This window comes from Arthrobacter sp. UYP6, from assembly GCF_040547315.1.
Classification (GTDB): domain Bacteria; phylum Actinomycetota; class Actinomycetes; order Actinomycetales; family Micrococcaceae; genus Arthrobacter_B.
On record NZ_JBEPPM010000002.1, the window covers coordinates 162,735 to 185,714 of the forward strand.

Below are 22,980 nucleotides of genomic sequence, written 5' to 3' on the forward strand. Positions count from 1 at the left end.
TATCCGCAGCGCCGGGGCAGAAACGCGCCGTCACGGTGGGGCCGCGGGCAGTTGGCCCCGGCGCCGGGAACCGGACCAGGCGGGGCTAGGAGAGGCGGGAGCGCACGACGGCGGGGTGGGTGAGGGCGCCGTAACCCGAGACCAGGTCCGCGTGTCCTTCGGCCAGGCGGTAGGACACGCCAACGACGGCGGTGCGGCCTTCCTCCACGGCTGCAGCGATCAGCGGTGAACTTTCCACCAACAGCTCGGCAGTTTGCTTGGTGTGCTCCACCACCATGTCGTTGACGTCGCTAAGGCCGTTGCGCTGGGCGGCCAGAACCGACGGTGTGATGCGTTCCACAAGGTTGCGCAGGTGTCCGCCGGGCATTTCGCCGGTCTCGACGGTCCGCTTGGCTTCGGTGACGGCACCGCAGCTGTCATGGCCGAGGACCACGATCAGGGGCACTCCGAGCATGGCGATGCTGTACTCCAGCGAGCCGAGGACGGCGTCGTCGATCACCTGTCCTGCGGTGCGGATGACAAAGGCGTCACCGAGCCCGAGGTCAAAGATAATTTCAGCAGCCAGCCGTGAATCGGAGCAGCCAAAAATCACCGCGAAAGGGTTCTGCTCGTGGACGAGGGAACTGCGCCTGTTGGCATCCTGGTTGGGATGCGACGATTTACCGGCGACGAAGCGGGCATTGCCCTCATGCAGCGTCTGCCATGCCTGGGCCGGGGTCATTACTAAAGAGGTGGGTTCATTCACAGTTCTTAGCGTAACCCTCGCACCTTAGGCACTGATTACCCGTTACCCGTTGCCGGTTACCCGTTAGTCAGATCCCGGACCACAGCTTCGGCGAGGACGTCGAACTCGGCGAGGTCGGCTTCTCCGGTCAGGACAACGGTGATTCCGTTCATTTCCAGGACCATGCTGGCCTTGCCTGACGCGGAGTCACGCAGTTCCCAGGTCTGTCCGCCGGCGGTACGTTCGCCTGCCACTACTGAGTCCCCGGAGGTCTGAGCAACCCAGGTGGGGTTTCCGGCATTGGTCTCAGAAAGACGAATAAAGTCGGTCTCCGGGGTGATATAGCCCACTTCCCAGACCGGGACGCCGCTGCTGTTGGAGGCCTCCCAGCGGGCGTAATTTGAACTCCAGCCATCCGGCAGATCCGGCGCCAAGGGGGCATAGCCGGCGTCGCCGGCGGCCTGTACGGCAATTTGCTGCACGTCCACGTTCCGGATTTCAGACTTGGGGGAGGGGTTCAGCAGTACCGGGACCAGGACCAGCAGCAGCGTGATGCCAGTGGCAATCAGCATCCCAATGACCGTGGCGTTGGCTTTTTGGGCCTGCTTCTTGGTCAGTACCGGGGTCACGGGGGTCTCTTGGTCCTGCTGCTGCTCACTCACCCTTCCATGATCCCTTATCGGGGCGTCCAACTCCTAGTTGGCCGGTAACTGCCTCTTTCGGAAAAGTCGATCCATGGGTGGTGGCGCATGCCACTCAGACTATGATCGGAGCAAGGATCATCCGTTTTTGGTCATTCGACAAACGGTTCGCATCGAAATTTCGAAGATGAGGTTAGACGTGTCCAAAGGCGCTCAGTACTCAACACTTTCCCCAGCCCTAGCAGTCGGCGACGACGAGCCGGACCGGAACCTGGCCCTCGAACTGGTCCGGGTGACCGAAGCGGCAGCCATCGCCGGCGGCCACTGGGTGGGCTTCGGCGACAAGAACGCGGCAGACGGCGCCGCCGTCGACGCCATGCGCTCCCTGATTTCCACCGTGCACTTCAACGGTGTTGTGGTCATTGGTGAAGGCGAAAAAGACGAAGCTCCCATGCTGTACAACGGCGAGTATGTCGGTGACGGCACCGGCGCCCTCTGCGACGTTGCAGTGGACCCGATTGACGGAACCCGCCTGACCGCGCTGGGCCTCAACAATGCCGTGGCGGTGCTGGCCGTGGCCGAACGCGGCACCATGTTTGATCCCTCCGCCGTGTTCTACATGGAAAAGCTGATCACCGGTCCCGAAGCTGCGGACATGGTGGACCTGCGCCTGCCGGTCAAGCAGAACCTGCACCTGATCGCCAAGGCCAAGGGCAAGAAGATCAACCAGCTCAACGTGATGATCCTGGACCGCGACCGCCACAAGCCGCTGGTGCAGGAAATCCGCGACGCCGGTGCCCGCACCCGGATGTTGATGGACGGTGACGTTGCCGGCGGCATCGCTGCGGCCCGCGAGGGAACCGACGTTGACGCCCTGATGGGAATCGGCGGCACCCCCGAAGGCATCATCACCGCCTGCGCCATCAAGACCCTCGGCGGCGTCATCCAGGGCCGGCTGTGGCCCACCTCGGATGAAGAGAAGCAGAAGGCGATCGACGCCGGCCACGACCTGGACCGCGTGATGACCACCAACGACCTGGTCACCAGCGACAACTGCTACTTCGCCGCCACCGGCATCACCGACGGCGACCTGGTCCGCGGCGTGCGCTACAAGAAGGACCGGGTGCTGACCCAGTCCATCGTGATGCGCTCCAAGTCCGGCACCATCCGCGTGGTGGACGGCGAGCACCAGTCGCACAAGTGGGAGTCCTACGCCCGCCTGAAGTAGACCGCGGCACCCCATCAAAAAACCCCGGAACCGGCTGGTTCCGGGGTTTTTGTGCTGTTAGGGGCTTGAAGGGCCCCAACAGCCGGCGTTACGGCCCCGCGACGGACGCTCATCACGGCGGGGGGAGGAGTTCGAACTCCGTCCGGGCGGAGGGGACACCGTTAACCTGCAGCGTCACAGCGTGCGGGCCGGGGTAATAGCGGCGGGTCGTGATGGGCCGGAACGAGTGCTCCCGGACGACGTCGAGCTCCGCCCCGGGTGCCAGCGTTGCCGTGGTGAGTTTAAAGGTCTTCCCGGTCAGGGTTCCGTTGGCCTTGCGGTGATGCACGACGTAGTCCACCGCCAGCCGTGCCGGTTCCGCGCCGGTGTTGCGGACCGTAGCGGTGAAACGCACGCTGCCCTCGAAGGGCACACTGGCGGCGTGAAGCACGGGCCCGGTGATTTCCACGGTTGCCGGGGCGAAGCCCATCAGGGTCAGCGCATCGGTGTTGCCCCGCTTGATGAGCGTGCGGAGTGCGTGCCGGACCAAAGCCTGCGTGTGCGGAGCCGGATTAGCCAGCCAGCGCCGTGCCGTATCCACCACCAGGCCGGGATTCTCGCGGCTGAGGTCATTGAGGTGATTCGCCACTGACCGGCGGACATAGTCGCTCTCATCCCGGTAGAGGGCGTCGAGCAGGGGAACGGTGATGCCCGGCCGTCCGGTGATGTCCGGGACCCGTATGACCCAGGGGAGGTAGGGGCGGGTTCCCTCGGACGCCAGCCGGCGCACGTCGTCGTCCGGCGAGACGGTCCACGCGCCCACGATCGCCAGGCCGCGGTCCGCGTCATGCCGCAGCAAAGTCCGGATCGCGAACTCCGAGGTCAGGCGGCCGGTGAGCTCGGCCAGCAGGGCCATGGCGTCGTCGAACGACGCGGGGGTGTTGGCCCTCACGGCTTTGGCCGCAACCGCGGACGTGACCGGCCAGATGAGCCAGCCCGTGAAGCCCGGCTCGCCAAGGGCGGCCCGGAGGGTACGTGCCAGGTCGGCGTAGTCTCCGGGGAGGTCAGCCAGAAGCGCGTCGCGCAGCAGATCGGAGCGTTCGCGCAACGCCAGCCCGTTCAACCGGTCCTCGGCGGCCCGGAGCTGAGTGAGCGTGGCCTCCGGAGCGGCGGCGCCGATGGCACGCGTTAGCGTCCGGACGGTGCTGGCGCTGATGAGCTCGTCGGCGGACGGCATGGTGGGATCTCCCTGCGGTGTGGTTCTGGTGGGTGAGCTGGTGGCTGGTGCGGGTTGTGGTCTGCGGGTCAGCGGGTCTGCGGGTTAGCGGCGCGCGGCGGACTGCGTCGTTGCGGTGCGGAGGTGGTTGCGGCCGATGATCCGGTACACCACGGCGGCCAGGGCAACGACGGCGGCGGCAGCCGCTGCGGCGACGGCCGTGCCGGTGGAGAGCAGCTCGCCGTTCAGGCGTGACACGGCAATCCAGGACAGCCCCCAGGCCAGGGCTGCCGCAGGTGCCAACCGTCCCCGGCCGTAGGCAGCCAGTGCCACGCCCAGGGCCGCGACCACCGCCAGGATGGCCACGGACCAAACCTCCGGAGCAAGCCCAAAGCCGTCAAAACCGGCGTCGGTCAGGGCAGCCGCAGTGTTGGCGCAGGTGGCCACCGCGACCCAGCCCAGGTACAGGCCCAGGGTGCCGTCCACGGCGATGGCCTCAATCCAGTTGGCCGCCGGTGTCCGGGAATACCGGGCGAAGCAGGCCGCGAGGACCGCAAGCAGGGCCGCGATGACGAGGACGCTGGCGGCCACCCAGCCGGCCTGGACGCTCAGGATCCAGGCGGCATTCAGGAGAAGTGACGCCGCAACCAGCCAGCCGAGGGAACGCTGGCGTAAGGAGCTGCGCTGGGACGGCAGCCACTGCCAGATCGTGTACGCGCCAAGGCCGGTGTAGATCACCGACCAGATGGAGAAAGCGCCGCTGGCCGGGGCCAGATAGGTGGCGTCGGCGTTCAGCGCGCCGCCTGCCGCTTCGGCAATGGGGGTGCCGCCAAAGACGCCCACGCCGATCATGGAACCGACAACGCAGATGACAAAACAAAGGGTGACCGTCAGCTGCCGGGACAGATCTGTGGTGCGGCCGGAGACCGCCGAACCGGTGCCAGAGGTTGAAGTAGTCATAGTTGAGCCTAACAAGTGGCCGGGACCACAGGGGAGCCGCAACGGGAGCCCCGGCAACCCCCGGTAGGCTGGAAAGCATGACACTGCGCGTTACACCCTGTTCAGATTCCGCCCGCTGGAACGAAGCCGTCAACGGTTTCAATGGACACCCGCAGCAGTTGTGGGGCTGGGGCAAGACCAAAGCCGAGCACAACTGGAGCGTGGACCGCCTGCTGGTTGCGGACGACGGCGGCAAAGTAGTGGGAGCGGCCCAGGTGCTGCTGCGCCGGCTGCCGTTCCCGTTCAAGGCGCTCGCCTACATTCCGCGCGGCCCGCAGTCCGTCCCCGGGCGTGAGCTCGAGGTCCTCGGTGCGGTCAGCGACTACGTCAAGGACGCCCACGGCCCGGTGGCGCTGAGCATCGAACCGGACTGGGACGCCGACGGCGAGATTGCCGCAGGGTTGCCGGCCGCCGGATTCCGGGCCTCCGCCAACACCATCCTCATTGGCCGCACCCTGATCCTGGACCTGTCCCGGACCGAAGATGAGCTGCTCGCGGATATGTCCAAGAAGCACCGCCAGTACATCCGAAAGTCCGGCCGCGAGGCGCTGGAGTACCGCCGCGTCACACGGGAGGAAATTTCCAAGTGCCTGGCCGTGTACAAGCAGACTGCCGAACGCGCCGGCTTCGGCATCCATGAAGACGGCTACTACCTGGATATCTTCGATAACCTGGGCGAGGATTCGCCCGTGTATGCGGCCTTCAGCGGTGACGACGTCGTCGCCTTCCTGTGGCTGTCCGCCAGCGGCTACACCGCCTTTGAGCTGTACGGCGGCATGACGGAGGAGGGAGAGCACCTGCGCGCCAACTATGCGCTGAAGTGGCACGCGATCTCCGACATGAAGGAACGCGGCATCACCCGCTACGACTTCAACGGGCTGCTCAACGATGGCGTGTCCAAGTTCAAGATGGGCTGGGCCAAGCACGAGAACCAGCTCGCAGGGACCTGGGACAAGCCGCTCTCCCCGCTGTATCCGGTCTTCACCACCGCGCTGCCGCTGGCCAAGAACGGACTGCGGAAGCTGCGCGGGCTGGCGGGGGCAGCCAAAGCCAAAATCCGCCGCTAGGTTTTTCGCTTCCGAGTGTAGGGCTTGTGCCGCTTGGCTCGGCCGATTCCAAACCGCAAGCAACGCGGTGTGGCGAAACCCGGTTCGAGTGTCGGGCTCGCGTGCTATATCGCCGTCGAGAGTAGAGCTCGTGCGGGAATGGCTCACTTATTGCGGCGTTGTCTCTACACTCGGCGAGGCGGAAGGGCATTGTCTCTACACTCGGCTCTTGCCACGGCGTAAGCAACGCGGTGTGGTGAAACCCGGATCGAGTGTCGGGCTCGCGTGCTTTTTCGCCGTCGAGAGTAGAGCTCGTGTGGGAATGGCTCACTTATTGCGGCATTGTCTCTACACTCGGCGAGGCGGAAGGGCATTGTCTCTACACTCGGCGGGCCGGCGGAGCGCGGAGGGCAACGGCAGTCCGCCCCGGGACCTAGAAGGCCAGCCGGGGCGCGTCAGGGCTGGGCTCGTCCACGTCCGCGGAGCCGACGGTCACGGCGAAGGCCAGTGCGCCGTCGTCGTGCTGGGCCGAATGCGCCGAAAGTTTGGCGATCACCGGCGCCTCTGCGGCCGGAATGAAGGCGCTTTGGCCCGTCTCCAGCACCAGGTCACCCTTGGGGGAGTCCAGAACGATGGTGCCCCGCACCACAATCACCACGGTGGGGCCGTTCTGCAGCACCGAGACGTCCGAACCGGACATGGACGCGGGGGAGTGTCCCTCGCCCTGGTCCTGCACACGCTGTTCCAAGTCGATCCGTTGCAGGGAAAATTCGCTAACCGGAGGGCGGTAAAGCTCCTGGCCCATCTGGGTGAAGACCGGTTCCAGCACGGGTACGCCCAGCGGGCGGAAATCCACCGTCTTCAGGAGTTCCGCCACATCGACGTGCTTGGGCGTGAGACCACCGCGCAGCACATTGTCCGAGGACGCCATGACCTCGATGCCCAGGCCGCTGAGGTAGGCGTGCACGTTGCCGGCGGGCAGATAAACCGCCTGGCCGGGCTGCAGCGAGGCGCGGTTCAGCAGCAGGGACAGCAGCACCCCGGGATCGCCCGGGTAATACGCGTTCAGTTCCACTGCCGTTTCCAGTTCCCTGGCATAGGGTGCCAGAGCATCCGCACCGGCCGAAGCCAGCGCTTCGGCGGTTACCCGGACGGCTTCGCGGACCTCATTGCCGTCGCTGATCAGTGCGCGGAACACTGCCTGCAACCGGTCCGGAGCCGGATGCCCGCTGGAGAGTTCATCCACCGCCCAGGAGAGCAGCGCGGGAACTTCGGTGCCCCGCGCCGAGATGGCGCGGAGGGCAGCTCGGAAGATGTCCGCGGCCTCGTCGGGCTCGCGAAAACCGCAGAGCGCCTCGAAAGGAGTCAGGGCGAAGATCATTTCGGGCTTGTGGTTCTGGTCCTTGTAATTGCGGTCCGGTGCGCCGCGGTCCAGTCCCGCGGCCTCCTCTGCGGCGAACCCCGCACGGGCCTGCTCCTGCGTGGGGTGGACCTGCAGGGACAGCGGGGACCCCGCAGCCAGGACCTTCGCCAGGAAGGGGAGGACCCCGGCATACGTGTCAGCGGCTTCCGGGCCAAGCATTTGGTACGGGTCGGCAGCGATCAGCTCGTCCAGCGTCCGGGCGGCAGGCACCGGGGGCACAATGGCCGACGGCGCACCCGGGTGGGCGCCGATCCACAGCTCCGCTTCGGGTGACCCGGAGGGTTCCCGGCCGAAGAGTTCCGCCATGGCAGTGAGCGAGCCCCAGGCGTAGGGCCGAAGGGTGTTGTCCAGCAGGTACATGGCTCTCTTTTCGAAGGATGGACGGGTGGCGCGGGTGGCTGGTGCGGCGGCGGCTGCCGCGGCCGGACGGAACTATCCGGGGCTGCAGTCACCGTTGTTGTTGAGGAGTGCCCCCAGCGTGGCATCGTCCTGGATTTCGGCCAGGTACTGCAGATACTCCTGAGTGATCTCCGGCTGTTCAGGCTGCTCGGGGGCCGCGGTTCCCGGGTCCGACTGCCCGGTTTCGGCACCGATGTCCGTGCTGGTATCCGTGGCCGGGTCGGGTGCGGTTTCCGGGGCGGCGTCGTCTCCGGCGGCGGGAGCCTGCGCGGGCGCGGGCTCCGCGTCCTGGCCGGAGATCATCTGCGCCACCCGGGTCTGAATCTGGTCAAATTCTGGATAGGTCACAAAGTTATCCGCTGCAGTGCCGAAATCCGGCGGACCGATGGTCAGGCGTTCCATCGGCTGTCCCTTGGCCTTGAGGGCCAGGTCAAGGAAACTGCCGAGCTGGTCCTGCGGGAGGTCGGTCTTGACGATCTGCTCACCGGCGGAGGCAATGGCCTGGAACCGGGTCAGGAGCGTGGCGGGATCCAGCTGGGCGACCATGGCCTGCTGGACGCACTGCTGCCGGGCAATTCGGTGATAGTCGGTGACGAACTCGCGGGAGCGGGCATACCAAAGGGCGGTGTAGCCGTCCATCTTCTGCGTGCCCGGTTCAATCCAACCGTCCGGCGGATAATGCCGATTGGTCCCTGGGATTTCTCCGGCCGTGATGGGAACCCAGCCGCCGGCGTTGATGGTGACGCCGCCCATGGCATCGATCAGCTTGGAGAAACCTTCCATATCCACAATGACGTAGGCCTGGACCTCCAGGCCCAGGATGCCGGAGGCGGCATCCATCATGGCCTCTGCACCCGGGTCAGCGGATTCCGGGTACAGATCCGGATAGTTCTCCATGACCGTCTGGTAGAGGCTGTTGAGGATGCACTCGTCCCCGCAGTTATAGCCGTCGGGATACACCTGCGTCATGGGGGAATCGGCGGGGAACGGGGCGTTCTGGAAATTGCGGGGCAGGCTGAAGGTGATGGACTTGCCGGTCTTGGCATCAACGCTGATCACGGACATGCTGTCCGGGCGCAGACCGGTCCGGTCCTCGCCGGCATCGCCGCCCATCAGCATGAAGTTGTAGCGGCCGTCCACCGGATCCAAGGAGGGTCCGGAAGCGAAGATGCTGCCGAAGGCGTGACGGCTGACGTTGAGCATGTAGGCACCGTAGGCCAGCCCGCCGCTGGTGCAGACCACCAGGACAGCCAGCATTCCTGCGATCAGCGGGCGGACCCGTCGTTCCAGCAGTGGCGGTCGGATGATGCGCAGGGTATTGAGGAACAGGAGGGCCCAGCCCACTGCCAGCAGGGCCAGGAGCACCATGAGGATAAAGGAGGTCCAGCCGTTGGTGACAAGGTTTACCAGCATGGCCCGGTTGGTCAGGGCCAGCACCAGTGCGGCCAGGACCAGGGCCCAGACAGTGAAGGTCACCTGCAGGGCGCGCCGGCCAAGCTTGCGGTTGCCGGCCACCACCTGGGCGGACCCCGGGAGCACCAGTGTGAGCAGCAGCAGGATGAAGGCCCTTTTGGTGCGGGTGCGCGGCGGTGCCGACTGCGGATTCCGCACGGGATCAGTCAGCATGCCGGCACCGTCGTTATCTCTGTTCCTCGGGTCCATGGGCGGCCTTAGTCGCTGCCGGTGACCGAGGTGCGCAGCTTGGCACCCTTGGCCAGGGCGGTCTGGCGCAGTCCGGACGCGAATTCAAGCAGTTGCTGCTGGAGCTTGGCGGCCAGCGGGTCGGTGCCGGCCGCAAGGATCCGCACGGCCAGGAGCCCCGCATTCCGGGCTCCGCCAATGGAGACGGTTGCCACGGGCACACCGGCCGGCATCTGGACGATCGACAGCAGTGAATCCATGCCATCGAGGTATTTCAGCGGCACCGGAACACCGATGACCGGAAGCGGAGTGACAGCGGCCAGCATGCCGGGCAGATGCGCGGCACCGCCGGCTCCGGCGATGATGACCCGCAGCCCGCGGCGGTGCGCCTGCTGGCCGTACTCGATCATCTCCGTGGGCATCCGGTGGGCGGATACGACGTCGGCCTCATACGGGATGCCGAATTCGGCCAGCGCCGCTGCGGCGGCGTCCATGACTGGCCAGTCGGAGTCAGAGCCCATGACTAGTCCTACCAGGGGGGTGTCGCGGCTGCTCATATGTTCTCCTTCTGGGAATCAAGGCCGTCACGGAGGATGGCAGCAGCATGTTCCGCGCTGCGCCGCACCCGGGGCAGGTCCGCTGCGCTGCGGCCCACCACGTTGACGTGCCCGATCTTGCGGCCCGGCCGGACCGATTTGCCGTAGTTGTGAATTTTGGCCGCCGGCTCGGCAGCCAGTGCCCGAGCATAGCTGCTGAACAGATCCAAGTTGGCACCGCCAAGATAGTTCTTCATGACGACGACGCCGCCCAGGACATCCGTGGCGCCCAGCGGGAGGTCCAGGACGGCCCGCAGATGCTGTTCGAATTGTCCGGTGACGGACCCGTCCATGGTCCAGTGTCCGGAGTTGTGCGGGCGCATTGCCAGTTCGTTGATGAGGAAGCCGGCACCCTGTCCGGGTGTTTCAAACAGCTCAACGGCCATTACGCCCGTGACGCCCAGTTCCGCTGCGATCCGCAGCGCGGCGTCCTGGGCGGCGGCTGCCACCTGCGGGTCCAGGTCCTGGGCAGGGGCGATGACCTCATCGCAGACACCGTCCACCTGAATTGAATGCACCACGGGCCAGGGGAGGGCGGTACCCTGCGGGGTCCGGGCCACCAGGGCGGAGAGCTCGCGGCTGAACGGCACCTTCTCCTCGGCCAGGAGCGGTTCGCCGGTGAACCAATCCGCGGCGGCGGCAGCTTCATCGGCGTCGTTGATAATCCGGACGCCCTTGCCGTCATAGCCTCCGCGCGGGGTCTTCAGGACCACCGGCCAGCCGGCGGCTTTGCCGAAGTCCACCAGATCGGCGACGCCGGATACTGGGGCCCAGCGCGGGTTGGGCAGACCCAGCCGGTCAACGGCAGCCCGCATCACCAGTTTGTCCTGGGCATGGATGAGCGCTTCGGGGGAGGGCTGGACGTTGACACCCTCCGCCGCAAGCGCCCTCAGATGTGCTCCCGGAACGTGTTCGTGGTCGAAGGTCAGCACGTCCACCCCGGCGGCGAACGCGCTCAGCGTTTCCAGATCGGTGTAGTCCCCCACCGTGGAGTGGGCAACAGCGGGTACGGCGGAAACGTCAGGTCCCTCGGCCAGAACTCGAAGTTCGAAACCAAGGGCAACTGCTGCGGGGGCCATCATCCGGGCCAGCTGGCCACCGCCGACGACGCCAATTATAGGAAAGCTCACGACCTTAGGTTACCGAAAAGAGACCGCAAACTTCTTTTGTGCGGCGGTGTCCCGGCGGCACCCTCAGACAACTCCCAAAATACGGGGGTAATATTGTGTCTTACCGTCTGCCTTTCGATGAGCAGCGGGTACTGTGTCCAGCTTCGGCAATCCCGGCCGGCGGCGCACCAACGGCCTCGGAGGATCATGTTTTCATCACTGTCTGTGCGCATTAGAGGGCTGGCCTCGCTGTTTTGGCGGGAAGTAGCGAAGTTCGGCACTGTGGGGGCTTTCGCCTTCGTTGTTGACAACGGGCTGTGGTGGCTCCTCTATCACGGTGTTCTTGAGGGGAGCGCTACCAAGGCGCGGCTCATCAGTGCCTCTGTGGCCACCCTGTTCTCCTGGGTGGCAAACCGATTCTGGACTTTCCGGCGGCGCCGCCAGAACAACGTGACGCGTGAACTGGTTCTGTTCCTCATCATCAACGGCGTGGGCATTGTCATCTCCAGTGGTTTCACCTGGGTGGCGCAGTATCCGCTGGGCATCACGGACGCCAAGTGGCTCGGCTTTGCCGGCATCGTAGGCATTGGCGTTGCCACCATCCTGCGGTTCTTTGCCTACCGGTTCTGGGTCTTCAACGCTGAGCTGGACGAAGAGCCCGGATATCAGGACGACTATGAACTGCTCGACGAGGGCACCAAGGAACAGGCCCGCGGCAAGGGCGTCGACAGCCGCACCGCAAACGGTTCCACGCGGGTTGGCGCAGCCGGCCCGGCAACCACTGCGGCGGGGCCGGCCGGGTCCGCTGTCGCCGGAACCGGCCGTGAGCACGGACGGTCAAGCCTGGAAGCGGAGCCTACGCCTCCAGCTGCGCAGTAATCTTTTCCGCGGACACCAGACGCTCCGTGGCGACCTCGGCCGCGGCAAGCACCACTGTGCCCCCTGCAGCCCAGGTCCGCAGGGCCGCGGCCAGCACTGCGGGCAAATCCGCCGTAGCCGGAATCAGCAGTGTCTGCGCCGCACCGCCGTCGGCCGTTTCCGCCAGCTGGCCGTAGGTCAGGGTCAGGCCCGCTCCCAGTGAGCTGTGCAGGGCCGTGTACGATTCCTCGGCCTCATCCCCGCCGGTGTATGTATCCGCATAGCTGCGGACTTCCGCCGCGAAGTCCACCGCGCCGGCGGGAAGCGCTCCGGGCCAGCTCAGCGCCAGCGCGCCCGGCGCCACGGCCACCACTGTTCCCTCGGCGGACTCCAGCACCTCCTGCGACGCGGTGACGCTCACATCCGGGGCAGCGGAGGCATCGGCGGGAGCCTCGCCGAGGATCACGGTGCATCCGGTCTGCCAAGCGGCAAGCACCCACACCAGGGTTTTCCAGTGCACCGGAAGGTCCAGCCACAGGCGGATGCCCGGCTCGGCGTCGAGTTCATCGACCAGCAGGTTTGATGTTTTAGCCACCCAGTTATCCAGCACTTTGCCGGAGAGTTCAATCCGCTCGGAGTCCGGGCCGTACCAAATCAGCGCCGGAGACGTTGCCTGCCGCGTGCGCAGTGTGCTCAGTATTGTGGGAACGGATTTCTTGGCGGGCATGGCGGGGCTCTTTCCTGTGGAGTGCGGGAGCGTGCCGGCGCTGCGGGCAGTTCTGAGCCCGCACGCGGGGTTTCTACGGTCTCAAAGTGCAACCGCGACGCGCCGGTAAATAGGCGTTAAATCCGGGCGTGGCGTGCCCGGGATCTGAGGTGTCGACTCTATAGGATGCCGAAACGGCTTGACGGCATCGTATTACACGCGTGTAATTAGGTATCGGATTTGTTCCAGCAATCCACCACCAAGATGCATTCCAAGCAGGCTGATTGTGCCTGGCAGGGCTCAAAGATCCGCTGCAGGGACAATAACACCGGGAGGACTTCCATGGGGCAGGCAGAATACACGCACGACCAGTCCATTGCCGCGCAGGCATCGGCCAGCTACGGCTCTCGAGGCGTGCCCGTGGACTGGTACGTGGACCCCGCGGACCCGAGAGCCGCTGAGCGGTACCGCCAGGACACCGCCGGGCTGGAAGAGACGGCCACAGCGTTCCTCGCCGCCCATGAGGCCCTGGCGCCGGACACCACGGAAGCGGACCTCCTGGATCCGCCCGTGGCCCTGTTTCCGGTTCCTGCGGAAAAGGACACCCGGCCGGTCTGGATCGGGCTGCCCGGCCTCGGCGATTACGACGACGGCGAGCTGGGTTGGCAGTCCGATGCGCTCTGTGCGCAAACAGACCCGGAGGCTTTCTTCCCGGAAAAGGGCGGCTCCACCCGGGACGCCAAGAAAGTCTGCGCCGCCTGCAACGTAAGGTCCCAGTGCCTGGAATACGCGCTGGCCAATGACGAGCGGTTTGGCATCTGGGGCGGCCTGTCGGAGCGCGAACGCCGTCGGCTTCGGAAGCAGGCAGTCTAATTCCTTCGCACGTTCGAGTGTGCGCCGTTGTTGTAGCCCACAACGGCGCACAGTACCTTCCCGAAACACTTACCGCGCTGGCCGGGCAAACCCGACCGGCTGATCTTTTTGCAGGCGTCGACGCCGGTTCCACCGACAACTCCGCCGCACTGCTGCGCCAGGGGCTTCCCGCCGGCAGCACAGTGGTTGCCGCACCGCCAAAATCCGGATTCGGATCCGCGGTCAGGACCGGGCTGGCAGCACTCGAAGCACCCGGCCCGGAGAACGGAACCGTGGACTGGCTCTGGCTGCTCCACGATGATTCGGCGCCCTCGCCCGATGCGCTTCAGGAGCTGCTGCTGGCAGTGGAGCGTGCGCCGTCCGTCACCATTGCCGGCACCAAGCAGGTTGACTGGGACAACGACCGGCTGCTGGTCGACGTCGGTGTCTCGATCAGCCGGTGGGCCGAACGGGTCACCCTCATCGACGCCGATGAGCTGGACCAGGGCCAGTACGATGCGCGCAGCGACATTTTTGCCGTGAACTCCGCCGGCATGCTGGTGCGCCGCGACGTCTGGGACGCCCTCGGCGGTTTTGACCCCGCGCTGCCCGGCACCGGTGACGATCTTGACCTGTGCTGGCGCAACCGACTCGCCGGGCACCGCGTGGTTGTTGTCCCGGCGGCAAGGCTCCGCCACGCAGGACGCCGGCCCAACACGGCGGCGTCCGCCCATGCTTCCCGCCGGGCAGAGATTTTCCTACGGCTCAAGCACGCGCCGCTGTGGCAGGTTCCCTTTCTGGCTCTCGGGGCCGTTCTGGGCGGCTTCGGCAGGCTGATCCTGGGAATGTTTGCCAAGGATCCCGGCTACGCCTTCGGATCGCTGGCCGCCAGCATCGGCGCTGTCCTTCGGCCGCTGGACCTTTACCGCTCGCGCCGCACCGCTGCGGCTACCCGAACCCGTCCACGCAGCGCGGTGCATTCCCTGCGAACCCGCCCGCGTGAGGTGCGAGAACACCACCGGTCGCTCTTTGAAGCAGCTCCCGAGCCCGCTTCGGGCAACGGATTGGGGCCGGCGCCGGACGCTCCAAGCACCGCCGGACTCACCGGAACGAGCCGGGATCCGGGCCCGCTCGAGCCGAGCGGCGATTCCAACGACGATTTCGCTTCCCTGGCTGCTCCCGCCCGTGCCTGGGTGGGCGCCGGCGCTGTGGCCGCCGTGCTGGTGCTGCTGGCGGTCTCGCTGATCGGCCTGTACCGCTTTATCGGAGCATCCGCGCTGGCCGGCGGTGCCCTGCTACCGCTCTCCGGCAGCCTCGGTGAGATTTGGTCGAACGCCTCATCCTGGTGGATCGAGCTGGGGTCCGGGTACCCGGGCCACGGAGATGCCTTTGACTATGTGCTCTGGCTGTTGGGTGCCGCCGGACTCGGGAACACCAACACCGCCGTCGTCACTCTGATGCTCATTGCCATGCCGCTGGCCGGACTGAGCGCCTGGTTCGCCGCTGGTTCCATGACCAGCCACCGGGGCCTGCGCTTTTGGGCCGCGGTCTTTTGGGGCGGAGCACCCGTTCTGCAGGTTGCCCTGGGTGAAGGGCGCCTGGGAGCGCTCATTGCCCACATCCTGATCCCTCTGCTGGTGCTGGCCATGGTCCGCGCCGTTGGCGCGGCACCTCGCGTCGGCTCCGACCAGGGGCGCCGCCCCCGTGCCGTGGTGCCGGGGACGGGCAGGGAGCCCAGCTGGGCGGCCGCTGCTACAGCAGGCCTCCTGCTGGCCGTGGTGAGTGCCTGCGCGCCCACGCTGTTTGTCCTGGCCGCGGTTGCGGTCCTGCTGGTCTGCCTACGGCTTGGCGGGCGTGCCCGCACGCTGTGGTTCTCGCTGGTTCCGGCCCTGGCGCTGTTGCTTCCCGTGGCCATCTCCACCCTGGACCGTCCGCGCGCCCTGGCCGCGGACCCCGGGATGCCCCTTGGTTTTGATGCCGCTGCACTGTGGCAGCAGCTCCTGGGCTTCCCTCTCGCCTTTGATAACAACGGCAGCCTGCCGCTGATGGGCTTCCTGCCCGCCGGCCCCTGGCCGCTGCTGCTGGCACTGGTGATCGGTGCACCCGTGTTGCTGCTCTCCGCCGCAGCACTCTTTTCCGGACCCCGCGCCGGTTTCGCCAGGCTGGCCTGGGTCCTGAGCATCACCGGCCTGGCACTGAGCTGGCTGTCCGGGTTTGTGGCCACCGGTGTGGCTCCGGGCGCGATCGTGACGCCGTTCCCGGGTCCGCTGGTTTCCGCTGCCGTTTTCCTGCAGCTGTGCGCGGCGCTGCTTGCGGGCGACGCGCTGCTGGGCGGACGCACGACGTCGGAGGCTTCCGTGGCCGTGACCACCGGGCCCGCCCGGCGCACGCGGCGCCCTGCAGCAGTGCTGCTGGGGATCCTGCTGGCGCTGGGGCCCGCTGCCGGTCTGGCCCTGTGGAGCGTTCCGCTAGCCACCGGCACCACCGCGGTAGAGGGGACCAACGGAGTCCACGGCACCGAGCCGCTGGTTGGGCCCGCGGCCGAGCGCACGCTGCCGGCCACCGCGGCGGACCGGGGCGGCAGTGACGAGCGCACCCGGACCCTGCTGCTGCGCACAGACGCCAACGACGACGTGAGCGCAGCGTTAATGCGCGACGGCGGCACCACGCTGGACAGCCTGTCAGCGATCTACGCCGCTCGCTCCCTTAACGGATCAGCCAACGGTGCCGAACTCGCTGCGGACGACGACGCCGCCGCGGACCTGCGCCGGGCCGTGGCCGTCATCACGGCCGGCACCGGTGTGGACCCGCGCGCTGAGCTGTCCCGCCTCGGGGTTGGCTACGTTGTTCTGCAGGAGTCCGATACCTCCGCCGAACTGCTGGCCGGGAAGATGGATTCCGTTCCGGGACTGGCCTCGGTGGGCCAGACCGGCTCGGGCTGGCTGTGGCGGGTTGTCGGCCAGCTCGATGAGCAGGGGACCGAGGCCTTGTCCGAGGAGACCGGACGGGTACGCATCCTGGCTGCGGACGGAACCGTGGAAGCTGTGGTTCCCTCGCACCGCACCGGCGTCCAAACCTCGATTCCCGCCGGGGCCGAGGGCCGGCAGCTGGTGTTGGCCGAACGTTCCGACCCAGGGTGGCAGGCAACGCTTAACGGTTCACCGCTGGGCGCAACCACCGAAGACTGGTCCCAGGCATGGACTCTCCCGGCCGAGGCCGGGGACCTGGAAATCCGCTATGTCACCGGCTGGGAGCCCTGGTTGGGTGCCGCCCAGATAGTGGTTGTCGCTTTGACTGTGCTGCTGGCGCTGCCAACAGGCTCGCGCAGCGGCACGGTGCGGTTGCCGGGTCTGCAGCGGCCGCGGCGCACCGAGCCGGTCGCCCCTGCCAGCGGTACAGCGGCCTCCGCAGCCGGCTCCGCAGCGGGCGCTGCCCCAAAGGTGCCGGTAACGGCGGCAGCCGGATCCGGTACTGAGACTCCACGGTCCGGGGCCGACAAACCTGCCGGAACTGATGGTGCTGCCCCTGGGCCGGAAACCGGTTCACCCCGTACCGCCCGCCCCGGCCGGACGGACAAAGTCAATGCTTCCGGAGACTCCGGCGCTACGGAAGGACTGCGCTGATGAGCCGCAAAGAAGACTCCCGCACACGCCGGGCACAGAAGCGCGCGCACAGCACCAAGGAGGCCGCCGTCGGCGGGAGCGCACTGAATGCCGCAGCGCCCGCGGATGCTGCCGGCACACCGCCTGAGCACACCGGAAAACCGTCAGCCGGGCGGACCGAAACCCGGCTGCGGCGGCAGCGGCGGCGCCGGCAGGCTGCAACGGCTGCGTCGGCGGTGCTCGTTCTTGCCGCGGCAGCCGCGGTGGTTGCCGGATCCGTTGCCGTTGATGGAGGCAGCGCCGGCAGGGCCGTGGACAGCACCGCAGCCGAAGTGCCGGCCGGACCGCTGTCGGCGGTCTGCCCGGCACCGCTGCGCCTGGTCTCCGGCAGCGTGGCCGGAACGGACCCCCAGTTCAGCCCGGTCTCCGAGTCCGCCAAGACCTCACTCACCGCCGTTGTGCTCAGCGGTGCGGGCAACCCGGTGCCGGCGTCCTCGCTGCTGCAGGCGGATGGCAAAACTGCGCTGAAGACCATCGCTGAAGACGTCCAGGACGCTCCGCCGCTCGCGGGAGTGCGCAGTGCCGGGGTTGTGCCGAACCTGGACGTCACCGAAACCACCATTCTCAGCGCCGAGCCTTCCGGAACGCTGCAGGCCACTGCCAACGCCGTGGTGGGATTCTCAGCTGCGGATGGAGACCTTGCCGGTCTTGCGGCCGCTAACTGCCAGGCACCGGGCAACGACATGTGGATTATCGGCGCGCGGACCACAGTGGGGGCCACCGCAGTGCTGCGGCTGACCAATCCTTCCGAGAGCGCCGCCACGGTGGACCTGGAACTGTACGGGTCCAAAGGCCGGGTGGAGGGGACGGGAACGCGCGGCATCCTGGTGCCGCCCGGCGAAACGAAAGCTATTGTGCTGGCCGGCCTGGCAGCGAATGAGCCCGGGTTGGCGGTGCGGGTACGCAGCTCCGGCGGCCCGGTCACCGCGATGGTGCAGCAGAGCATCCTCCGCGGCCTCACACCAGGCGGCGTTGAGCTCATCCAGCCCGCAGCTGCCGCTTCTCCGCAGCAGATCATCAGCGGCGTCCGCATCCAGGCCCCGGCAGCCACCAAGACCATAACCGGCCAGCGCGGTTATGAGTCAGCAGCCCCGGTGGTCCAGGTGGCCGTTCCCGGGAGCACCAATGCGGTGGTTGCGGTGCGGGTCCTGGGCGATGACGGCGCCGTTGACCTCCCCGGCGGCGGGGTGTTTACCGTTCCAGCCGGCGCGGTGGGCCAACTGCCGCTGGACTCGCTGCCCGAAGGAACTTATGCGGTTGAGGTCACCGCCGACGTGTCGGTGACCGCCGGGACAGTGTCCAGCCGCGGCAGCAAGGAGAATGCGCCGGTTGATCTTGCCGTTGCCCCCTCCGGGGAGCGGCTGGGCAACGAGCATCTGGCGGTGCTCTCACCGGAGGCCGTCTCCATCCTGAGTTTTTCCGCTCCGGCGGGACCTGCGGAAGTGCGCCTGACCGGTGTGAAGCAGGACGGCAGCCTTAGTGAGGAACAGATCCTCACCATCACCTCAGGGTCCACCGTGAACATTGCCGCCTCGAAGATCGGCACCGGGCTTGTCGCCGTTCTGGTCAGCACCACCGGCGAACCGGTTTACGGAGCTCAGGTGCTCACCTCGGCAACGGGTACCGGAGTTTCCGTGCTGCCGCTGCCCAAGGGAAATATCGGGGGCACAAGCGTGCCGGTCGCGCTGGGCTACTAAGGGTTCAGGACTATCAACGGTTCAGGCGGTTACAGCGGCCGAAAACGTCCATAGGTGGGGTCAACGGTTTCAGGATCCATCCCCATCAGGGTGGCCAGCTGCTCCACTACGACGTCGTGAATCAGTTCGCTGACCGGCACCAGGCCGCGTGCGGCGGACTCGACCGGATGCCGGTACACGGTGATGACAGCCGGCCTGGGCCCGGCTGCGGGAGTGCCTGCCCCGAACGGAATGTGGCCGCCTGAGGCGGCCAGCTCCTCGAGTCCCGGGGGGATGTCCCGGACCACAAACTGGTAGGACTGGATGCCCTCGCCCCACAGCCGTTCCAGCCGCTGGGCGGATTCGAGCACCCAGGTGTCAAAGCGCTCCGAGCGGGACCGGAAACCGGCCAGATGGGCGGGAATTAGTTCCCCGCGCAGGCCGCGCCCGTGCCGGTTGCGACGGCGGCGGCGAAACGGGCGCCGGGCGGCCGCGGACGGCTCTTCGCCGGGGTCGAGAAACACCCTGAGAGTTGGTCCGGTGGACATACAAGAACTGTAACCGCTGAGACCCGTCCTCGGGCACTGTTTTAAGCAGCAGCGTGTTCCGGCGAGCCTCACGGTGACGGATGCCCGCTGCAGGTAAAGTGGTCCTCCGTGGAATCCCTAAGACTGTGCTCAAGATCAGCGTGCCGAGAGGCGGCTGTTGCCACCCTGACATACGTCTATGCCGACTCCACGGCGGTGCTGGGTCCGCTGGCCACCTATGCCGAACCTCATTGTTACGATTTGTGCAACGCCCATGCCGCACGCCTGACCGTGCCGCTGGGCTGGGAAGTGGTCCGGCTGGACCTCGCCGGCCAGCCGCGAATCCCGAGTCGTGACGATCTGTCTGCCCTGGTGGACGCCGTACGGGAAGCGGCGGAAATACCGGCAACAGAGGCCCCGCGGCGCGCCGGGAGACACGCTCTGCCACCGCCCCCGGAAACCCAGGGCACCCGACGGTCCCATTTGCGAGTCCTCCGCGAAGAGCGCTGAACGCCGCGCCTGCCGGTCTGAAAGAGATAGTCTTGGGGCCAGCGCCGCGTTTTTCGAGCACGGCATCGACGTATCCAAGGAAGTGCTGCAATCCATGGTTAGACTCACTGCCGACATAATGGCGGTTTTGCGCTGTCCCGTCACCGGTTCCGCATTGGAGCAGGTGGACGGCGAGCTCGTTTCGGCCGTCCCGGATGCCAGCGGCAACCTTGTCCGGTACGTCCTGGAGGAGGGCATTCCCGTTCTGCTGGCGCCTTCGGCGACCGCCGCCCCCTCCGTTTCCGACACTTCAAACTGAGGATTCTCCGCGTGAGCATTGATTTCAAGGTAGCTGACCTGTCCCTGGCTGAAGCCGGACGCCACCAGATCCGCCTCGCGGAGAATGAGATGCCCGGGCTGATGGCCCTGCGGCGGGAATACGGTCCGAGCCAGCCGCTGCGCGGCGCGCGCATTGCCGGATCCCTGCACATGACCGTGCAGACAGCCGTGCTGATCGAGACGCTTACTGCACTGGGGGCCCAGGTGCGGTGGGCCTCGTGCAATATCTTCTCCACCCAGGACGAGGCGGCGGCAGCCGTCGTCGTCGGCAGCGGAACTCCGGAACAGCCCGCCGGGGTTCCCGTCTTCGCCTGGAAGAACGAGTCCCTTGAGGACTACTGGTGGACGGCCCAGCAGATCCTGACCTGGCCGGAGGGCTCCGGCGGACCGAACATGATCCTGGACGACGGCGGCGATGCAACAATGCTGCTGCACAAGGGCGTGGAGTTTGAGGCTGCCGGGGCCGTGCCGGAGAACCCCGTGGACGGGGATCCCGATTATTCCCATGAGTACACGGTCATTCTCGACGTCCTGCGCCGCTCCTTGGAGCGGGAACCGGGCAAATGGACGGAGATCGCCAAGGGCATCCGCGGCGTGACCGAAGAAACCACCACGGGCGTGCTGCGGTTGTACCAGCTCGCCGCGCAGGGCCAGCTGCTCTTTCCTGCCATCAACGTCAATGACTCGGTGACCAAGTCCAAGTTCGACAACAAATACGGCATCCGGCATTCGCTGCCGGATGGCCTGAACCGGGCCACGGACACGCTGATCGGCGGCAAGGTGGTGGTGGTCTGCGGTTACGGAGATGTGGGCAAGGGTGCTGCCGAAGCACTGCGCGGACAGGGCGCCCGGGTGATAGTGACGGAAATTGACCCGATCTGCGCACTGCAGGCTGCCATGGACGGCTACCAGGTGGCCAGGCTGGAATCGGTCCTGAACCAGGGCGACATGTTCATCACCACCACGGGCAACAAGGACATCATCATGGCCGAGCATATGGCCGGGATGAAGCACCAGGCCATTGTGGGCAACGTGGGGCACTTCGACAACGAGATTGATATGGCCGGCCTGGCGAAGGTTCCGGGGATCCGCAAGGTTGAAATCAAGCCGCAGGTGCACGAGTGGATCTTTGATGAAGGCACTCAGAACCAGCGCAGCATCATTGTGCTCTCCGAGGGCCGCCTGCTTAACCTTGGCAATGCCACCGGCCACCCGTCCTTTGTTATGAGTAACTCGTTCGCGAACCAGACCATCGCCCAGATTGAGCTGTTCACTAAGCACGGCACCTCCGTGGAGGAGGGCGGCTACGCCAAGCAGGTGTACGTGCTGCCCAAGATCCTGGATGAAAAGGTGGCCCGTCTGCATCTGGACGCCCTGGGTGTTGAACTCACCGAATTGACCAAGAGCCAGGCAGAATACCTGGGCGTGGACGCGGCCGGCCCGTTCAAGCCCGAGAACTACCGCTACTAGGCGCTCTGCGCCGGCAAAGGTGCTGCACGTTTTGGCGCCGCCATGACGTAAAATGTCGCTGGGGGAGCTATGGCCGCTCCAACATCTGTCGAGAGCACCGGGAAGCATTGGGTTAGCAGTTATGGCAAAGGGTACAAAACGGCGTAAAGGCTGGATCATCGCTTCCGTAGTTGCGGGAGTTCTCCTTCTGGGCGGGGGCGCTGCTGCGCTCACTTCTTCGGCCTGGGCGGGGGAGAGCTGGTGGAATGCCTCCGGAACCACGGAGCAGGAATCGCCGGCAAAAACGCCCGCCGCAACCGAAAAGCCAAAGCCGGAGGTGCCCAAGCCGGTGGCCGTTGTCAGCCCCGAAGCGGACGCCGTTGAAGTGAACCCGATTTCAGTGCCCGCGATCACCGTGCAGCAGGGGACCCTGGAATCGGCAAAGCTGGTGCCGGACTCCGGCGGGGACCCTGTTCCCGGCGAGCTCAGCGCCGGTGGCACCGTCTGGACAGCAACCGGCACGCTTGCCTTCAATACGCCGTACACGCTGACCTACAAGCTGGCCGACGCCAACGGTGATACCAGCTCGGAGACCCGCAAGTTCACCACCGTCTCCACCGCCAACGAGGCCAACGCGGTCATGTACCCGCAGTCCGGATCCGTTGTGGGGACGGGGCAGCCGCTGGAGCTGAGCTTCAGCGAGCCGGTCCTGAACAAGGAAGCCGTGGAAAAGGCCATCACCGTCACCTCCACGTCCGGCCAGGTGGGCGCCTTCTACTGGATCAGTGACACCAAGGTCCGCTACCGGGCCGAGGAGTTCTGGGTGCCGCAGAGCACCATCACCGTGGACATGCAGCTTCTCGGCGTGGATTTCGGCAACGGAATGATCGGCAACTTTAACGACACCGCCAGCTTCAGCACCCACAACAACCGGCTTGCCGTGGTGGACAACGCGGACAAGATGATGCGCGTCTACATCGACGGGCAGCTCACCCGCACCTTCCCGGTCACCCTGGGCACACAGGACTGGCCGTCCACCATCGGCTACCACGTGATTATGGACCAGCACGAATCCATTCCGTTCCGGGCTGAGTCCATTGGACTGAAGCCGGGAGACAAGGCTTATTACGAGCCGGTGACCGCCCACAACGCCTCGCGCATCTCCACCGGCGGAGCTTTCATCCACGAGGCCCTTCCGTCCGCGCAGTCCGTGCTGGGGGTGGCCAATGTATCCCACGGCTGCATCGGGATGAGCCCTGAGGGCGCCAAGTACATCTATGACAACTTCGACGCCGGAGACGTGGTCCAGGTGCTGAACACCGGCTACGGACCCATGTTTGTCTGGGATGGCTTTGGCGACTGGAACCTGCCCTGGGCGGAGTGGATCAGCCAGCCCAAGCAGTAATCCCCGAGCAGTATCC

20 protein-coding genes are annotated in these 22,980 nt (G+C 66.3%); 10 read left to right on the forward strand and 10 right to left on the reverse strand.

From position 1 onward, the window contains the following. Positions 1 to 85: 85 nt before the first annotated feature. Together ABIB35_RS02575 and ABIB35_RS02580 are read right to left on the reverse strand one after the other, a co-directional pair. On the reverse strand, positions 86 to 721 hold the full coding sequence (locus ABIB35_RS02575; protein ID WP_354178622.1) for a carbonic anhydrase: 636 nt from the start codon (positions 719 to 721) through the stop codon (positions 86 to 88). An 80-nt stretch (positions 722 to 801) separates the two neighbouring features. Continuing rightward, entirely contained in the window at positions 802 to 1,386 is a 585-nt protein-coding gene (locus ABIB35_RS02580; RefSeq protein WP_354178623.1) for a DUF4245 domain-containing protein, read from the reverse strand. 166 nt (positions 1,387 to 1,552) lie between these two features. Between ABIB35_RS02580 and glpX the strand changes: the two genes are divergently transcribed. Beyond that, positions 1,553 to 2,593: a class II fructose-bisphosphatase gene (gene glpX / locus ABIB35_RS02585; protein ID WP_354178625.1), complete on the forward strand. Its 1,041-nt coding sequence runs from the start codon at positions 1,553 to 1,555 to the stop codon at positions 2,591 to 2,593. Between the two features lie 112 nt (positions 2,594 to 2,705). Here the strand turns inward: glpX and ABIB35_RS02590 are convergent, their stop codons facing one another. Continuing rightward, positions 2,706 to 3,809 (reverse strand): DNA alkylation repair protein, encoded by a 1,104-nt coding sequence (locus ABIB35_RS02590; RefSeq protein ID WP_354178626.1) that lies wholly within the window; start codon positions 3,807 to 3,809, stop codon positions 2,706 to 2,708. Between the two features lie 84 nt (positions 3,810 to 3,893). Then, complete coding sequence (locus tag ABIB35_RS02595) at positions 3,894 to 4,748, reverse strand: TspO-related membrane protein (protein ID WP_354178628.1); 855 nt, start codon at positions 4,746 to 4,748, stop codon at positions 3,894 to 3,896. 77 nt (positions 4,749 to 4,825) lie between these two features. Here ABIB35_RS02595 and ABIB35_RS02600 point away from each other — a divergent pair, with 77 nt between their 5' ends. Continuing rightward, positions 4,826 to 5,854 carry a lipid II:glycine glycyltransferase FemX gene (locus tag ABIB35_RS02600; RefSeq protein WP_354178630.1) on the forward strand — a complete coding sequence of 343 codons (1,029 nt, stop codon included), beginning with the start codon at positions 4,826 to 4,828 and terminating at the stop codon, positions 5,852 to 5,854. Between the two features lie 412 nt (positions 5,855 to 6,266). Here the strand turns inward: ABIB35_RS02600 and manA are convergent, their stop codons facing one another. The 4 genes from manA to ABIB35_RS02620 all read right to left on the reverse strand — a co-directional run bounded on the left by manA (position 6,267) and on the right by ABIB35_RS02620 (position 10,974). After that, complete coding sequence (gene manA / locus ABIB35_RS02605) at positions 6,267 to 7,616, reverse strand: mannose-6-phosphate isomerase, class I (protein WP_354178632.1); 1,350 nt, start codon at positions 7,614 to 7,616, stop codon at positions 6,267 to 6,269. 72 nt (positions 7,617 to 7,688) lie between these two features. Further along, entirely contained in the window at positions 7,689 to 9,281 is a 1,593-nt protein-coding gene (locus ABIB35_RS02610) for an LCP family protein (protein WP_354178634.1), read from the reverse strand. 44 nt (positions 9,282 to 9,325) lie between these two features. Then, on the reverse strand, positions 9,326 to 9,853 hold the full coding sequence (gene purE, locus ABIB35_RS02615; protein WP_354178636.1) for a 5-(carboxyamino)imidazole ribonucleotide mutase: 528 nt from the start codon (positions 9,851 to 9,853) through the stop codon (positions 9,326 to 9,328). Then, positions 9,850 to 10,974 (reverse strand): 5-(carboxyamino)imidazole ribonucleotide synthase, encoded by a 1,125-nt coding sequence (locus ABIB35_RS02620; protein WP_354178791.1) that lies wholly within the window; start codon positions 10,972 to 10,974, stop codon positions 9,850 to 9,852. Before ABIB35_RS02620 ends, purE begins: the two co-directional genes overlap by 4 nt. A 234-nt stretch (positions 10,975 to 11,208) precedes the next feature. Between ABIB35_RS02620 and ABIB35_RS02625 the strand changes: the two genes are divergently transcribed. Further along, on the forward strand, positions 11,209 to 11,880 hold the full coding sequence (locus ABIB35_RS02625) for a GtrA family protein (RefSeq protein ID WP_354178637.1): 672 nt from the start codon (positions 11,209 to 11,211) through the stop codon (positions 11,878 to 11,880). On the opposite strand, the gene ABIB35_RS02630 is transcribed toward ABIB35_RS02625, so the two are convergent. After that, positions 11,858 to 12,586, reverse strand: coding sequence for a TIGR03089 family protein (locus ABIB35_RS02630; protein WP_354178638.1), 729 nt, complete (start codon positions 12,584 to 12,586; stop codon positions 11,858 to 11,860). The genes ABIB35_RS02625 and ABIB35_RS02630 overlap by 23 nt on opposite strands. Before the next feature lie 321 nt (positions 12,587 to 12,907). Between ABIB35_RS02630 and ABIB35_RS02635 the strand changes: the two genes are divergently transcribed. The 3 genes from ABIB35_RS02635 to ABIB35_RS02645 are packed head-to-tail and all read left to right on the forward strand — an operon-like array spanning position 12,908 to position 18,776. Beyond that, positions 12,908 to 13,438 carry a WhiB family transcriptional regulator gene (locus ABIB35_RS02635; RefSeq protein ID WP_354178640.1) on the forward strand — a complete coding sequence of 177 codons (531 nt, stop codon included), beginning with the start codon at positions 12,908 to 12,910 and terminating at the stop codon, positions 13,436 to 13,438. 17 nt (positions 13,439 to 13,455) lie between these two features. Next, positions 13,456 to 17,040, forward strand: a complete 3,585-nt coding sequence (locus tag ABIB35_RS02640; RefSeq protein ID WP_354178642.1) for a glycosyltransferase — start codon at positions 13,456 to 13,458, stop codon at positions 17,038 to 17,040. Then, a complete protein-coding gene (locus ABIB35_RS02645; RefSeq protein ID WP_354178644.1) occupies positions 17,040 to 18,776 on the forward strand; it encodes a DUF5719 family protein in 1,737 nt (578 codons plus the stop codon). Before ABIB35_RS02640 ends, ABIB35_RS02645 begins: the two co-directional genes overlap by 1 nt. Positions 18,777 to 18,805: 29 nt before the next feature. Here ABIB35_RS02645 and ABIB35_RS02650 read toward each other — a convergent pair whose 3' ends face one another. Beyond that, complete coding sequence (locus ABIB35_RS02650; protein ID WP_354178646.1) at positions 18,806 to 19,303, reverse strand: metallopeptidase family protein; 498 nt, start codon at positions 19,301 to 19,303, stop codon at positions 18,806 to 18,808. Between the two features lie 108 nt (positions 19,304 to 19,411). On the opposite strand from ABIB35_RS02650, the gene ABIB35_RS02655 reads away from it, so the two are divergent. The 4 genes from ABIB35_RS02655 to ABIB35_RS02670 all read left to right on the forward strand — a co-directional run bounded on the left by ABIB35_RS02655 (position 19,412) and on the right by ABIB35_RS02670 (position 22,964). Further along, on the forward strand, positions 19,412 to 19,792 hold the full coding sequence (locus tag ABIB35_RS02655; protein WP_354178648.1) for a DUF3499 domain-containing protein: 381 nt from the start codon (positions 19,412 to 19,414) through the stop codon (positions 19,790 to 19,792). Positions 19,793 to 19,886: 94 nt separating this feature from the next. After that, positions 19,887 to 20,090: a hypothetical protein gene (locus ABIB35_RS02660; protein ID WP_354178650.1), complete on the forward strand. Its 204-nt coding sequence runs from the start codon at positions 19,887 to 19,889 to the stop codon at positions 20,088 to 20,090. Positions 20,091 to 20,101: 11 nt separating this feature from the next. Then, complete coding sequence (ahcY, locus tag ABIB35_RS02665) at positions 20,102 to 21,580, forward strand: adenosylhomocysteinase (RefSeq protein ID WP_354178652.1); 1,479 nt, start codon at positions 20,102 to 20,104, stop codon at positions 21,578 to 21,580. A 121-nt stretch (positions 21,581 to 21,701) separates the two neighbouring features. Further along, the gene (locus tag ABIB35_RS02670; protein ID WP_354178654.1) at positions 21,702 to 22,964 is read left to right on the forward strand and encodes a L,D-transpeptidase; all 1,263 of its coding nucleotides are present in this window, start codon (positions 21,702 to 21,704) and stop codon (positions 22,962 to 22,964) included. Positions 22,965 to 22,980 lie beyond the last annotated feature (16 nt).